The 13,759-nt window shown below is 30.2% G+C and carries 13 protein-coding genes; 8 read left to right on the top strand and 5 right to left on the bottom strand.

The window, feature by feature from the left end:
• Nucleotides 1-186: 186 nt before the first annotated feature.
• Nucleotides 187-1,689 (top strand): hypothetical protein, encoded by a 1,503-nt coding sequence (locus L2Z92_RS12350; RefSeq protein ID WP_236453677.1) that lies wholly within the window; start codon nt 187-189, stop codon nt 1,687-1,689.
• 417 nt (nt 1,690-2,106) lie between these two features.
• On the opposite strand, the gene L2Z92_RS12345 is transcribed toward L2Z92_RS12350, so the two are convergent.
• Nucleotides 2,107-2,688 (bottom strand): hypothetical protein, encoded by a 582-nt coding sequence (locus L2Z92_RS12345; protein WP_236453675.1) that lies wholly within the window; start codon nt 2,686-2,688, stop codon nt 2,107-2,109.
• A gap of 333 nt (nt 2,689-3,021) precedes the next feature.
• Between L2Z92_RS12345 and L2Z92_RS12340 the strand changes: the two genes are divergently transcribed.
• Nucleotides 3,022-3,996, top strand: a complete 975-nt coding sequence (locus L2Z92_RS12340; protein ID WP_236453672.1) for a hypothetical protein — start codon at nt 3,022-3,024, stop codon at nt 3,994-3,996.
• 123 nt (nt 3,997-4,119) lie between these two features.
• Here the strand turns inward: L2Z92_RS12340 and L2Z92_RS12335 are convergent, their stop codons facing one another.
• Complete coding sequence (locus L2Z92_RS12335) at nt 4,120-4,746, bottom strand: hypothetical protein (protein ID WP_236453669.1); 627 nt, start codon at nt 4,744-4,746, stop codon at nt 4,120-4,122.
• Nucleotides 4,747-4,955: 209 nt separating this feature from the next.
• Here L2Z92_RS12335 and L2Z92_RS12330 point away from each other — a divergent pair, with 209 nt between their 5' ends.
• From L2Z92_RS12330 to L2Z92_RS12305, 6 genes are all read left to right on the top strand, one after another.
• On the top strand, nt 4,956-6,497 hold the full coding sequence (locus tag L2Z92_RS12330) for a hypothetical protein (RefSeq protein ID WP_236453665.1): 1,542 nt from the start codon (nt 4,956-4,958) through the stop codon (nt 6,495-6,497).
• A 192-nt stretch (nt 6,498-6,689) separates the two neighbouring features.
• Nucleotides 6,690-7,763 carry a DNA topoisomerase subunit B gene (locus L2Z92_RS12325; RefSeq protein WP_236453662.1) on the top strand — a complete coding sequence of 358 codons (1,074 nt, stop codon included), beginning with the start codon at nt 6,690-6,692 and terminating at the stop codon, nt 7,761-7,763.
• Nucleotides 7,764-7,804: 41 nt separating this feature from the next.
• Complete coding sequence (locus L2Z92_RS12320; RefSeq protein ID WP_236453658.1) at nt 7,805-8,374, top strand: hypothetical protein; 570 nt, start codon at nt 7,805-7,807, stop codon at nt 8,372-8,374.
• Nucleotides 8,375-8,527: 153 nt separating this feature from the next.
• Nucleotides 8,528-8,941, top strand: a complete 414-nt coding sequence (locus tag L2Z92_RS12315; protein ID WP_236453655.1) for a GxxExxY protein — start codon at nt 8,528-8,530, stop codon at nt 8,939-8,941.
• A 790-nt stretch (nt 8,942-9,731) separates the two neighbouring features.
• The gene (locus tag L2Z92_RS12310) at nt 9,732-10,511 is read left to right on the top strand and encodes an ABC transporter ATP-binding protein (RefSeq protein ID WP_236453654.1); all 780 of its coding nucleotides are present in this window, start codon (nt 9,732-9,734) and stop codon (nt 10,509-10,511) included.
• 116 nt (nt 10,512-10,627) lie between these two features.
• On the top strand, nt 10,628-11,392 hold the full coding sequence (locus L2Z92_RS12305) for a dienelactone hydrolase family protein (RefSeq protein WP_236453651.1): 765 nt from the start codon (nt 10,628-10,630) through the stop codon (nt 11,390-11,392).
• Nucleotides 11,393-11,482: 90 nt separating this feature from the next.
• On the opposite strand, the gene L2Z92_RS12300 is transcribed toward L2Z92_RS12305, so the two are convergent.
• The 3 genes from L2Z92_RS12300 to L2Z92_RS12290 form a co-directional block, all read right to left on the bottom strand.
• Nucleotides 11,483-11,920 (bottom strand): hypothetical protein, encoded by a 438-nt coding sequence (locus L2Z92_RS12300; protein WP_236453648.1) that lies wholly within the window; start codon nt 11,918-11,920, stop codon nt 11,483-11,485.
• Nucleotides 11,921-12,208: 288 nt separating this feature from the next.
• Nucleotides 12,209-13,183: a hypothetical protein gene (locus L2Z92_RS12295; protein ID WP_236453645.1), complete on the bottom strand. Its 975-nt coding sequence runs from the start codon at nt 13,181-13,183 to the stop codon at nt 12,209-12,211.
• Between the two features lie 21 nt (nt 13,184-13,204).
• Nucleotides 13,205-13,756 (bottom strand): hypothetical protein, encoded by a 552-nt coding sequence (locus tag L2Z92_RS12290; protein ID WP_236453642.1) that lies wholly within the window; start codon nt 13,754-13,756, stop codon nt 13,205-13,207.
• Between the last annotated feature and the right edge of the window lie 3 nt (nt 13,757-13,759).

The raw sequence follows: 13,759 nt of genomic DNA, 5'->3' as shown, positions 1-13,759 counted from the left end.
AACCTGACAGGTGTAGAGAATAGAAATTCCATTCCATAAATTCCCGCTCTTATGGATAAAAAAACAGGGTTCGTGGTTCTTTTTTAATTCGTACAAGCATAAAAATGGAACTTTACCTAAGCATTTTAAAACAGCATAAAGCTAATTTTTAAAAACTTATTTGCTTAACCTTAAAAAAACGAAACCATGAACAATAACACACTTCCCAATGCTGTAGCTTCAATAGAGGAAACTGCAAATTATCATCAACAGTTACTAAATCAATACAGTGATCCAAAGGTGCTTGTGCCTAATAATCCTGATACTCCTAAATTGATGCCTTATAATGGCTACTATACGCTAGATACAGCAAAAGGAGCTTTTTTTGCTATCGATGCCAATATGATTATTAGACCAACGGCTGCAAGCCCAGAATATGATATGTCGCTTTTAATTTCATTAGACGGAACAACTGCTACTCGTTTTTCTTTTACTGGTACATTTGACGGCAGTAATTTAATTCAAAAATGGACTATGGATGGTTTAGACATTAGTCTCACTTTTACACGCACGAATAGTTCTTATGGCACTACTGTTAATTGTAAAGGTAGTATTTCGCTACCTGGTGCATCGGCTGTTTCGGTTGCTGGAAGTACCTATAACAACCCTATTCCTGCTTCATTATATAAAGGCGATTTTTATTATACTCCTGTGGTTGGTGGTCCTTCTGTAAGGGTAATGCACATTGGAAACAACAACAAATTGATGTATGATTATGGGACTAATGATGGCAATTTGCAAGAAGTGACTGCCTATGTTTATAATTTAAATATGTATTATTTTTCTCTTATGCATGGCATTACTAATGTGAAATTAATTATGGGAACGGCTGCCGCACAAGGTTTTGCTTGTAACGATATGAGTTTCATTGACAATAATTTAAATTCGAGATCACTAACAACAATTCCTAATGGTATTGCACCGCAACCGCAACTTTCCGACTTTACTCTTGCTGGTACTGGTCATGATGCATTAGCGAATTTTAGTGGTTATTATCAAATTCCTACCGAAGTAAATCCGTTGGCTTTTGTTTCTGTTCAGGCACAATATGTTAGCTTAGCGAGTAAATTAACATTAGACCTTTATAGTGTGATGATTAGTTATTCCTTAGACGGTGTTTCCTCTACAGGTTTTTTGTTTGATGCTTCAAAGGGAATGACATTCGACACTACGCTAAATACATTGATGATTCCTGCTTCTTCTGGTCAAAAACCATTAGTACTAACGTTTAATCGTGACTATAATGAGCGTACGGGAGCTTTAGTAAGTGTTACGGGAGATATTGATGGCACAAGCATTTCGGGTAGCACTTTGTTTAATCCTGTACCGCTTTCTGCCTTTGGTGGTGTTACTATGACCAACGACAATGGAGATGCATTAACTATTAATAATGACAATAGCGTGACATATGCGAGTAGTACCACAGTAGTGTCTGGTTCTGAAACTGAAACCGACCAGAAAACAACAACCTATAACAGTCTTATTTATGTGCCACTCATGTATATTGTTGCTGCGCCTGCTGATGCACCAAAACTAGTACTGTCATTGGGTACCGATGGGACTAAAGGAAACGTTAGTATTGTTATTACCGAACCCAATACTCCGAACCAGAAAACTACTTCCGTTTATGCAATTAATGACACTAAATAGGTCGGGTTTAATTCATTCAAGTTTCTGGAGTAACAGCAACAGAGAATTATAGCATCCATAAGCTTTTAGGAGCAGTAGTAGCTCGTGGAACGATTTTCGAGAATAAAGAAATTAATGTAGAGAATTTAGTCAGCAGTGTCTATTTCTTAAAAGTGGAAATACAATTCAATTTGTAAAAAAACAAAAGAGCTAACTATTTATAAAGATAGAATTGCAGTTAAGTTGCTATTTAAAAAGCGCTTAACTGCTTTTTTTGTTTAAAGAATGAAAAGCATTAAACTATAAGTATAGTCTTTTTTATAAAAAAAGCGTCTACTATTCTACTTTTAATGATGTTTAATATGGTTCGTTAGCTTCGCAAGTACAAAATCTTATATTTTTTGATAGTTCACACATATAATATACCTGATATAATTTTTAAATTCTTTTTACTAGTTTCCATATCCCAGTATCTGCTTTCTCGACATATATAATTCCTTCATCACTAGAATAAATTATTTTCTTCAAACAATGCAGTACAGATGATTCACATAAATCAGAATTAAAATCATCGTTTTTAGTAAATGTATATTCTACATTAGAAACCTCACTTAGTATATACTCTTCTTGAAAAGGATAAATCTTTAAAGTGATAGGATCGTTTGTATCATTTTTTGAAAAGATAATCTTAATGGATAAATTAATTCCTTCTTTATTAGATTTACCTCTTTCAAAATTATATGAAGATGTAAAACTTTTTTCAAAAGGAATTGAAGCATCAATAACAATATCATTAAAAATCTTTTTTGAAAATTTTCTAGCAAGTCTTTCTTCAATAACTGAAAGTTGTGTTCCTTTATTAATAAAAACAGTGTCGATTATTCCTTTTTCATTTTCAAAAATAGAGTTCTGATTCTTTTTAATACTAATTAATTTTCTTTCACTTTTAGACACCTGTACTTTTTTACTTCCGCAAGAAGCAATAGAAATAAGTAGTAATAGGAAAAGACATTTTCTCATTTTAGTTATTTTTTTCAATGAAAATCAAATATAACTATTCTATAATTTTAAATTACTTTATAGTTCTTTTTAGTACCAATAATTCTTATTTTTATTACTCCACTCTTTTTCAATCATTTTCCCATACCTGTTTTTAGTTTCTCCAAACAAAGAGGCTTACATTTTCTATTTTAATAATAATTAGCTTTTTTAAACGATTAATACGTTTTGCAAAGTAGTTATCATACTACAAGTTTTAACAAATGATACATTTTTTCTGTAATAATTTTTGCATAATTTCTTTTAATTTTGCTACAGCAATTTTAAAAAAATTAACAATTAAAGTGCCTTTTTATGAAACTAAAAAAATCGTTACAATCAAAGCTTTGCTTATTATTTGCTTCCTTACTTTTATTTTCTTGTTCAGATAATCAAGAGGAAATTAGTACTTCAGAAAGTTTATCTCAACCAAAAAAAGAGACAACAATATTACATTTTAAAACATTTGAAGAGTTTAATAAAAAAATAGATGAACTAAGCAATTTAGAAGATGGTGAATTAGACCGATGGGTTTATGAAAACAATCCAAATTCTTTATATTTTATTGCTTCAGAAAATGAATCCTTAAATAGTTTACCTAACTCTTATAAAGCAATTTTAAATTCAAATAGTGAGTTTATTCTAGGAAATAAAGTTGTATGGTACCATTTAGGTAAACTTTATGAGTTTAAAGAAAATGATAACATTAATAAATTAAAACAACATCCTGAAAATTTAAATGCTGTTGGAGAGATTAATGTAACTATTCAAAAACTTTCTAACAACAACGCACAAGCAAGAACTAATATTGGTCAAGGACAAGTTGAAGCAAGACATCAACTTGAGTTTAGAGGTACTCAATTTAAAGATTGTTCAAACAACTATAGAACAATTAATGGAATCTATAAATACGTTCATGAATTAATGACTGTGCAATCAACTTATCATTTATCTGGTGCTTATTCAAGATTATATTTAAGAGTTAAACTTGAATGGTACGCTGGTAGAAGAAAATGGCGTTCAGCTTCAGAACCGAGAGATATAAACATCAACTTAAACTTAACTGGAACTCAATTAAAATTTGCTAATGGTGCAATCATTAACGCTACAGGATCGGATAATGTAAATGTAAATTATACTTGTTCAGGAGATAAAACAATTCTTTTGAAAACTTCCGATGGCTATGGACGAGAAGGAGGAGATCCATTTTGGTCTGTACAAACGAGCGGAACAATTGATCACCAATTGCATGGAGGTTATCATTCATGGTTAAACTATGCTGTTTGGTAATTGATGCTTAACTATTAATACTTAAGAAGAGGCTTCCAAAAAAGAATGCCTCTTTTTTTTAAAGTAATATTTTCAAAATGCTTAAAAATACCTACAACACATTTAAAGACTATTTGTCTACTATTAATTCTTGTTTTCACTAACCCACTCTTTTTGAATCATTTTCCCATACCTGTTTTTAGTTTCTCCAAACATGGTTACATAAGATTCGAGTATTATTATTCTAGTTGTATTCTCGATTATATAATAATCGTTCCATTTTTTTAATGGATCGCCCCAACCAATTTCTTTAATTTTATCGAAAGCGATATTTTTCTCTTTTTCAGTTTTAAAATTAAATTGTGTTATACTGAACTTTGGAAAAAAGCCTGGATGCCCTTTAATTGCTTTTTTAGATGTCATTAAAAAACGAATAGAAAAAACATCATCAAGTACCCATCTTTCAATGGGTGATTTAAAATATTTCTTTTCGCAGAGTAACTTTTGAAGAACAATATTGTTATTGGTAACACTATCTAATCGGTTTTTCTTATCTAATCGGTTAAACTCTCCTTTACTTTCTATAAATTGAATTAGTTTATAAAAATCTGTAGTTCTAGTATCTTTTTCGAACTGTAAGTGTATAATAGTGTCTTTACCATTTTCACAAGGGTCTATTCCATTTTTTAATTGCAACTTATTATTTTTACTTGCGATACTAAAAAATAAAACACAAGCTACAAAGAGTATTTTTAGAAATTGTTGAGACATATTGTTGTTTTTAAAATTCTTTAAAAAAAATCTACCTAAAAATAGTTTTTTTTCTTTAATCCTATATGTTTTTTTTATCCCTCTCTTGTTCTCAATCTAAGTTACTTGGAGTTTTAGATAACTCTTGGAGTTTTTTTTTATAAATATCACCCTTTATGGGTGAAAACCCACCCATCATTAAAATCTACATTTGCCGAAAATATAAAATAATGAAAAAATTAATTGCAATCGTTTTGTGCTTATACGGAATGCAAATGCAGGCACAAAAAACACTTCCTAAAGGATCAGTATGGTATTCATATGGTGTGAGCGACCCTTCAAAAGTTATCGAAATTAGCGTAGTTGAACAAGAAGAAACCTATATAAAGGTGCAACGAAAACTAATTGCTTCCAACGCTGATGCTGGAGCTGAGAAAAAGGAAAAGAAGAAAAAAGGAGGTTTTTTAAAAAACATAAAAAATGCACTGGAAGATCAGCCTGCTTCAAATAACAAAACTGGTTCTAATTCGCCATTAGAAGGTGAGTTTCATTATAAACTAGTTGCAGACAATACAGACGATGGTATTTATACAGAAGGTTATAAATATGATGAAGCCGTATATGGTTTTGTATACCCTATTGGTAATGGTTTATATAAAGAAGTTGTTTTTACTAAGGATGTTCCTGCTGCTGGAAATAAATTCTTTAAAGATGAAAACCGTTCAAATGCAAGTGTTTATATTATGGGAGCAGACAAAGAAGCTGTGAAAGCAAAAGCAGCTAGTCTTAATGCGGAGGAAGAGCTTAAAAAATATTATACGCCAGATTATAGTACTGGAAGATTAAAAGACCCTGCGGTAAGTTTTAACTCTTATACGGGCGATAATTTTAATTTAGATCTTGAAAACGGAACCATTAATCTATCGCAGATTACTTTATATTATCTTCCAAGTAAAACAATAGAAGGTAGAAACATTCAATACAATTGGTCTGCTTTTAAACTTAAAATATTTAAAGATGGAAAACTTATAAATGCTGTTAACGGACAAAATGGACATAGAAATGGTCGTTGGCTGGACAAAGTGAAAAATACTTTCGATATGTATGGTAGTTTTGAAAGATTGTCTCCTGGAAAATACCAAATGACGTATTCAATCTATGATAATGATCCGTTTTTCGTTTCGGATTTTGAAATCTACACACATCAAAATCCTGATATAAACCATGAAGTTGGTTTACTTTACAATATGAAAGGACCTTGGGACGAAACAATGCATATCGATTTAAGACCAGACGATCAAGGCAACCCAACATCTTTTTCTGTGAACTTTCCTTTACATCGTTTATTATCTCTTGGTAATTCTAAAAACCAAGCACATATTCAGGGACGTTTATATAAAAATGGAAAGCTATTTGGTCTTACTGATTCTGAAGAGCATCCAGACGGTAGTGCAAATTTAGCACAAGCATTAGAACGTAGAGGAAACACTTTAGATTTATTACGATACTATAAATTTAAAGATTATACGAACACACAGTTTCATATTATTAACAACGCGGCTAAACCTTCTAGTTGGGATCGTATAGCGTCTTTTCAAGATGGAAAATATAAAATTGAATATTTAGTTAACGGAAAACCTTTTGCTGAAGGAGAATTTATTGTAAAAGGTAAAAAGATTCAATTACAAGGCAAGCAAGTAAAAGAAGGTACTGATCCGAAAACTTACATCATGGATGAAAACAATATTTATGTTCCAATTAGTTATAAGTAATATTTAAAAAAAATAAATTATCTCATATACTTTTATTAAATAAATTAATGCTAAAAACACCGTTCTACAACGGTGTTTTTTTTTATATTTCAGATTAAAAAAAATACTGATTAAATCGGTTACTGTTCCTAAATATTTTAGTTTTGTTCCTATCTGTATTTTGCATCACAAACACTTTGACAAACATAATTTATGGAAGAACAAACTATACGTCCTTACAAATGGAGAGATCATATTAGAAGTAGACCAGCAATGTACATTGGTCAATTAAATTTTTATGGTTATAAACAAATAGTAGAGTATTTATTTGAAGAAATTTTGGAGGATGCTTTAGAAAATCCAGTTTTTGAAATTACTTTTTTGCCTGAAAATAGTTTTACTATTCAAATTACCAATACGGATACAAAAAAAATGCTCATTCGTTTGAAAAAACTACAAAAAACAGATGACCAACTCTCTAATTTAGGTTTAGCTTTATTTATAGTATTAAATGCAAATGCTACCATTACAGTTCATGACCTTCCCTCTATTGTCATTTTTCATAAACAGGATAATTCTTTTGGTTTTGCGGCTTCTACTTCACAAGAAACAGAAAAAAGTATTATCCTTACAGCCAAATTAGACCAAGAAATATTTACAGACTTGGAATTAGTATATGACCAAATAAATCCTTTTTTACGACAGTTTGCTTATCTAAACCCTAGTTTAAAAATAATTAGTACCGATAAAACCACCGAGGAATTACAAAGAAATATTTTCTATTATCCAAAAGGTGTTTTTCAACAACTAGACTATTACATCTCCCAACAGACTTATGGAGAATCATTCATGCGAGTAGATATTGAAGCAGAAATTAATAACTATTTCTATAAAATTGGTATTTCATTTTCAAATCTTTATCCGAATAAATCCCTAATTAAAACTTATGTGGGTAATCTTGAAAGTTATCAAGGAGGTTCTTATAATGATGGCATCTTAGATGGATTAATTTTAGCGATAAAAAAAGCGGCAGAAGAAAAAAATATTGTCATCGAAATAAATCGAAAATTAGTAAAAGAACAATTCTTAATTATTGCAGCTGTTACTGGTGCTGATTTTATTTTTAAAGGAAGTATACGAAGAGAATTAGGGATGCCAAAATTAAAAAAAGACGTAAAAGAGCTAGTTTATGAAGAAACCACAAATTATTTCAATTTAAATCCAAAAGTTAAAGAGAAAATAATATACATATTTAAGAAATGGTTTGAATACGATTTTGAAAATTAGTTTTTCAAAAAAAATATGTAAAAACAAATAATGAGCTTACTATGAAATTATTTTACAGCCTACTTTCTCTCTTTATGTGCCTAACTAGTTTTGGACAAAACAACCTTATTAAAAATTTTGTTTCTGAAGTATTCTTAGGGTATGATTGCACTATAAAACCGAGTAAAATTGAAAGCAGATCCTATAGACCGTTTGATTATGGAGATAGTTATGATGAAAAAAACATAATAAAATTCACTTCTCATCCACTAGTAAAGGGTAACGTTGACGGGCAATATAATGTAAACTATTTTAATATAACTGCCGATTTATTCGAAAAATATGGCATTTATCAACTCGATATGACATTGCGTTTTAAAAATTATAAGTCCTGTAAAGAAACATTAGAAAAGCTTAAACGATTAGCTCGAAAGAATGCTGAAAAGAAAAGTGAAATAAAAAAACATCCAAACCCAGAGTATGGTGAAGAATGCATCTATAGGTATGATGAAAAATTACAGCTTCCAAGAATATATTTAGATTACAGCAGAGCACCCTACCAAATAAGAATAAGAGTTTATACTACTTATGATTTTAACATGTACAAAAAATACAAAGATAAGATTTGGTAAAACTTTAAATTAACTATAATCATTTGAATTAAATTTTCTCCTTTAACCCTATTCTTATTCCTAAATATTTTAGTTTTGCTGAGAACTATTTTAGTTTTCACCACATAGACACATAAGAAAACAAAATTGTATATCTATAAAATGTAGAAAAACATGACTACTCAAAAACAAATAAATGAAATAACTTATGAGGTAATTGGCTGTGCTATAGAAGTTCATAAATACATGGGAGCTGGTTTACTTGAAAGTGTATATCAAAGTTGTTTAATTGAAGAATTAAAAATAAAAAAGATAAATTTTGTATCAGAGTTAAAAATGCCTGTTATTTATAAAGGTAAAGAGTTAGATATCGATTTTAGATGTGATTTGTATATTGAAAATATTTTAGTTGTTGAATTAAAATCAGTTAATGAAGTGCATCCAATACATGAAGCACAATTATTAACCTATATGAAACTACTAAAAGCTCCAAAAGGAATTTTAATAAATTTTAATTGTACAAACATATTTAAAGATGGACAAAAAACATTTGTAAATGAATTTTATAAAAACTTAAAGAAGATATAACTACCTACCTATGTGGTTAAAAAAAACTAATTAATTTCACCACATAGACACCTAAGAAAAAAGAAAACTTTGACGCAACATTTAAATAAAACTATGTGCCTATGTGGTTCAATAAAAACTAATTAATTTCACCACATAAACACCTAAGAAAAAAGAAAACTTTGACGCAACATTTAAATAAAACTATGTGCCTATGTGGTTCAATAAAAACTAATTAATTTCACCACATAAACACCTAAGAAAAAAAGAAAACTTTGACGCAACATTTAAATAAAACTATGTGCCTATGTGGTTCAATAAAAACTAATTAATTTCACCGCATAAACACCTAAGAAAAAAAGAAAACTTTGACGCAACATTTAAATAAAACTATGTGCCTATGTGGTTCAATAAAAATTAATTTCACCGCATAAACACCTAAGAAAAAAAGAAAACTTTGACGCAACATTTAAATAAAACTATGTGCCTATGTGGTTCAATAAAAATTAATTTCACCGCATAAACACCTAAGAAAAAAAGAAAACTTTGACGCAACATTTAAATAAAACCATGTGCCTATGTGGTTCAATAAAAACTAATTAATTTCACCACATAGACACCTAAGAAAAAAGAAAACTTTGACGCAACATTTAAATAAAACTATGTGCCTATGTGGTTCAATAAAAACTAATTAATTTCACCACATAAACACCTAAGAAAAAAGAAAACTTTGACGCAACATTTAAATAAAACTATGTGCCTATGTGGTTCAATAAAAACTTTAAAAAAAGTAGTAAAATCTAATAGTACAATGACAAAAAAAGTAATCCATAGTGAAAACCTTTCTATTGGCTATACCAATAAAAGCAAAACAACTACTATTATTGAGGACTGCGATATTAGTTTAGTATCGGGTAAATTGATTGCGCTAATAGGTGCGAATGGTATTGGAAAATCGACCTTACTAAAAACACTCACTGGTATTATTCCTCCTATTAAAGGAAATATTTTCATTAATGGAAAAAAAATAGGCGATTATCCACCGAAAGAACTTGCGCAAGAATTGAGTATCGTTTTAACGGAAAGTCTGCCTCCTAGTAATTTAACGGTCTATGAAATTGTGGCTTTAGGCAGGCAACCCTATACTAATTGGTTAGGTACTCTAACTCCTGAGGATAAGGAAAAAATAAACAACGCTATTGCGCTTACAGGTATTGGTGATTTTAAAGATAAAAGGCATTTTGAAATTAGTGATGGGCAATTGCAAAAAACTTTAATCACAAGAGCGTTGGCTCAAGATACTTCAATTATAATTTTGGACGAACCGACCACGCATTTGGATTTGGTACACAAAGTATCTTTAATAAAATTGCTTCAAAAATTAACCCACGAAACAGGAAAAACGATTTTATACTCTACACATGATATTGATTTAGCAATTCAATTGTGTGATGAAATGATTGTTTTAACTCCTAATAAATTGGTTAAAGACCAACCTTGTAATTTGATTGAACAAAATGTTTTCAATGAATTGTTCCAGAATGAATCTGTAGTTTTTGATAAAACGATTGGAAAATTTAAAGTGGTTTAATATTCAAATGAATTTAAACTATTCTATTTTGCCAAATAACGCACAGTTTTGATTATTTTTATAGAAATTTTCAAATTAAACAACCCTATAAAAGATTATAAAAACAATACAAACCAATGAAAAAATACATCTCACTTTTTTTATTATCCATAAGCTTTACTATGATGGGACAACTTCAAACAATTAATTATACCGATGGTACTCAAAAACTAGAAGGTTTCTTTGCTAAAGCGAAAAAAGACAACCCTAAAAATATTGGAATAATTGTGCTTCCTGCTTGGATGGGTATTGATAATCATGCAAAAGAATCGGCTGAAGCTTTGGCAGATTTAGGGTATCATGCTTTTGTTGCGGATATTTATGGAATGGGTAACAAACCAACCAATACAACAGAAGCGGGTAAATTGGCAGGTTATTTTAAAAGTAGTTATAAAGATTACCAAAAGCGCATTCAGTTAGCTATTGACCAATTGGTAAAACAAGGTGCAAATGCGGATGAAATTGCCGTAATTGGTTATTGTTTTGGAGGAACAGGTGCTATTGAAGCAGCAAGAGACGGTCTAAAAGTGAAAGGAGTGGTTTCTTTTCATGGTGGTTTAGGAAAAGATCCAATGCGTATTTCGCAACCTATTACTGCTAAGGTATTAGTTCTTCATGGTGCTGATGACCCTTATGTTCCACAAAAAGAAATACAAGCTTTTCAAGATGAAATGAGAATTTCAAAAGCCGATTGGCAAATGAATTATTACGCAAATGCTGTACATGCGTTTACACATAAAGATTTAGACACTGACAATAGTAAAGGTGCAGCTTACAATGAAAAGGCAGACAAAAGAAGTTGGGAAGCGATGAAAGCTTTCTTTATTGAGCTTTTTAAATAATACCATTTATCACTTGAATTTACTGGTATAATCACTTCTAATATCATAAAAAAACGAATTGTAATTTTCAAGTTACAATTCGTTTTTTTATTAGCAATCATTCGCATAATAATATTCTAAGTCGAGCTTTTCTTCTAGTTTTTCAATGGTTTCTTTAGATGTTTTCACTTTCGTGAGATCTACTTCGAATTGTTTTTTACCATCGGGTGAAATCCAAAGGCCTTGTAGTTTTCCATCTTTTCTAGTGAGAATTAAAACTCCTGTATTAAAATGTTCCACCATTGTAAATTGATTTCTTTCTTCTGCATATACTATTTTAAGAAGTAGCCAATTATCTGTTTTGTTTTGTTTGTATTTATACATTCCTGTTGCATAAATATGAGGACAACCGTCTTCTTGAATTTTCAAATACAAAGAAATATCCATCGTGCTCAATTTCCCTTCGTATAATTCTTGAGAAATAACCGTGTCTTGTGCAAAACCGATTTGTGAAAGCAACATCAAAAAAGCAATTATTTTTAGTTTCATCACTGTTTATTTTTAATCAAATATAATTACTTCCTTACTATTAAATGGCAATACCATTTATTATTTGAATTTACTGGAATAAAACGCTCTTTTTTACTCGCTATTTCAATATAAAATAAAAACGTAGCGATGCTATGCTTTGATTTTCTATCTTATATCAAGAAAAAAATCATCATTTTCTTTTACAGTAAATTCAAATAACAACTGGTATAAGTGTTTCTAAAAATTAATTACTACAAAACAAAAATGAGCCTAAAAAGACTCATTTTTAAATTCATTATACTTTTATTACAACCAAAAATTCATTTGATCAACTTCTAAAGTGTTCAATATTGTTACCGCTAAATCCTTAGGAAATAAAATAATTTCTGTAGTATTTCCATAAAATCCTTTGGCATTTGAAGTTCCCCAAGAGCCTAAATAGAAAGCACCTCCTGTTTGGGTATAGGAAGCACCTGAAGAGTTATTTAATGCTGTTGCTGTATTATTTAAACGAACTGTTTTATAATTACTTCCTCTCACAAAAGAATATTGCTTGTATATATTAATACTAGATGCATTGTAAAATCTTCTATTGGTTGCACAACATACTTCTGAAGCATCAAAATAACAATATCCATCACTCCAATTTATATGCATAGACCATCTCCAATTCGTAGCTTCATTTCGCATACCAAAAGAATGTTGGTTGGTGTTTTGAGTCGCCTTACCCACCATTAAAAAAGAGCCATTTACTCCGTTATTTATTAGATTCTGTATGGGTTGATTTACTACTAAATGATCTGCATAAGCATCTCCATTATACACAATAGAGGGTAAACTATTTGAAGCACCCGCAGAATTTAATACTAATTGGGGTTGCAAACTTGTATTTGTTTGCACTGCATGATATGCATTTGCTCCTTGATCATACCATTTACTTACATAAATATGGCTTGTACCTACAAAAGCAGCAAATGTCATTACTTGTCCTATCGTTATTCCGCTTCCACCAGTTGCTGATACCTCAACATTACTGTCGCTTCCAACAATATCTTTATTATTGAATCTAACTTCTGCTTCCGCATTGTCTGAACTTCTTCTTATCTTAATCGCATAGCCTGTATATCCTCTAGATAGTTTTCTTAAACTATAAGCAAAGGAAGGTGTTCCTGCTACTTGATCTAAAATATAGGGTGCGTGATACCTATTTGCAGGTAATGATTGAGAAAATGATGTTAAGGAAATTAAAGTTAAAACTAAACTATAAATATACTTTTTCATGTGTTTAAAATTATTTTTCAACTATTTTAAATCACCACTTAATACCGAAACATTCGTTGCTCTTACTTCAATACCAGCTTTCGCCCATTGTCCTGAAGTTGATTTTGCTCCCCATCTATTATTAACAACCATACCTCCTGTTCCTACAAAGTTTATTTGCCCTGTTCCTGCTTGTGTAATACTTACCTGAAAACCTACTGGCAAATTATTTGGAACATTTAGAGTAATGGTACTGTTTGAAGTGAAATCTAAAATTCTTCCATTATCATTTGTAGACAATGTATAAGACGTACCAGCTTCATTTACTATTGAACCTACATTAACGGGCATCCATGAATTACTTGAAGTACTGTAATAATAATACAAATTAACATCTGTATTAAAAATCATTAAAGATTGTGGTGGTGAAGCAATGGCATTCATTTGCCCACTAGTTAGCCTTGGTATTAAAATTCCTTTATCAGTTCCATGTACATCTAAAATAGATTTTGAATCTGGTGAAGTTGTTCCAATACCAACTTGTGCAATAATTGATTGTGAAATCAATATTGCAATAAAAATAATTTTTCTCATTGT

The sequence above is a fragment of the Flavobacterium jumunjinense genome (genome assembly GCF_021650975.2).
Lineage (GTDB): Bacteria > Bacteroidota > Bacteroidia > Flavobacteriales > Flavobacteriaceae > Flavobacterium > Flavobacterium jumunjinense.
Note: the sequence above shows the minus strand (reverse complement) of the source record. Positions and strands in the feature narration are given on the sequence as shown.

Excerpts from the sequence above, each read along its gene's own strand:
- L2Z92_RS12350 (WP_236453677.1), top strand. The coding sequence starts at position 187 with ATGAACAATAACACACTTCCCAATGCTGTAGCTTCAATAGAGGAAACT.
- L2Z92_RS12345 (WP_236453675.1), bottom strand. The coding sequence starts at position 2,688 with ATGAGAAAATGTCTTTTCCTATTACTACTTATTTCTATTGCTTCTTGC.
- L2Z92_RS12340 (WP_236453672.1), top strand. The coding sequence starts at position 3,022 with ATGAAACTAAAAAAATCGTTACAATCAAAGCTTTGCTTATTATTTGCT.
- L2Z92_RS12335 (WP_236453669.1), bottom strand. The coding sequence starts at position 4,746 with ATGTCTCAACAATTTCTAAAAATACTCTTTGTAGCTTGTGTTTTATTT.
- L2Z92_RS12330 (WP_236453665.1), top strand. The coding sequence starts at position 4,956 with ATGAAAAAATTAATTGCAATCGTTTTGTGCTTATACGGAATGCAAATG.
- L2Z92_RS12325 (WP_236453662.1), top strand. The coding sequence starts at position 6,690 with ATGGAAGAACAAACTATACGTCCTTACAAATGGAGAGATCATATTAGA.
- L2Z92_RS12320 (WP_236453658.1), top strand. The coding sequence starts at position 7,805 with ATGAAATTATTTTACAGCCTACTTTCTCTCTTTATGTGCCTAACTAGT.
- L2Z92_RS12315 (WP_236453655.1), top strand. The coding sequence starts at position 8,528 with ATGACTACTCAAAAACAAATAAATGAAATAACTTATGAGGTAATTGGC.
- L2Z92_RS12310 (WP_236453654.1), top strand. The coding sequence starts at position 9,732 with ATGACAAAAAAAGTAATCCATAGTGAAAACCTTTCTATTGGCTATACC.
- L2Z92_RS12305 (WP_236453651.1), top strand. The coding sequence starts at position 10,628 with ATGAAAAAATACATCTCACTTTTTTTATTATCCATAAGCTTTACTATG.
- L2Z92_RS12300 (WP_236453648.1), bottom strand. The coding sequence starts at position 11,920 with ATGAAACTAAAAATAATTGCTTTTTTGATGTTGCTTTCACAAATCGGT.
- L2Z92_RS12295 (WP_236453645.1), bottom strand. The coding sequence starts at position 13,183 with ATGAAAAAGTATATTTATAGTTTAGTTTTAACTTTAATTTCCTTAACA.
- L2Z92_RS12290 (WP_236453642.1), bottom strand. The coding sequence starts at position 13,756 with ATGAGAAAAATTATTTTTATTGCAATATTGATTTCACAATCAATTATT.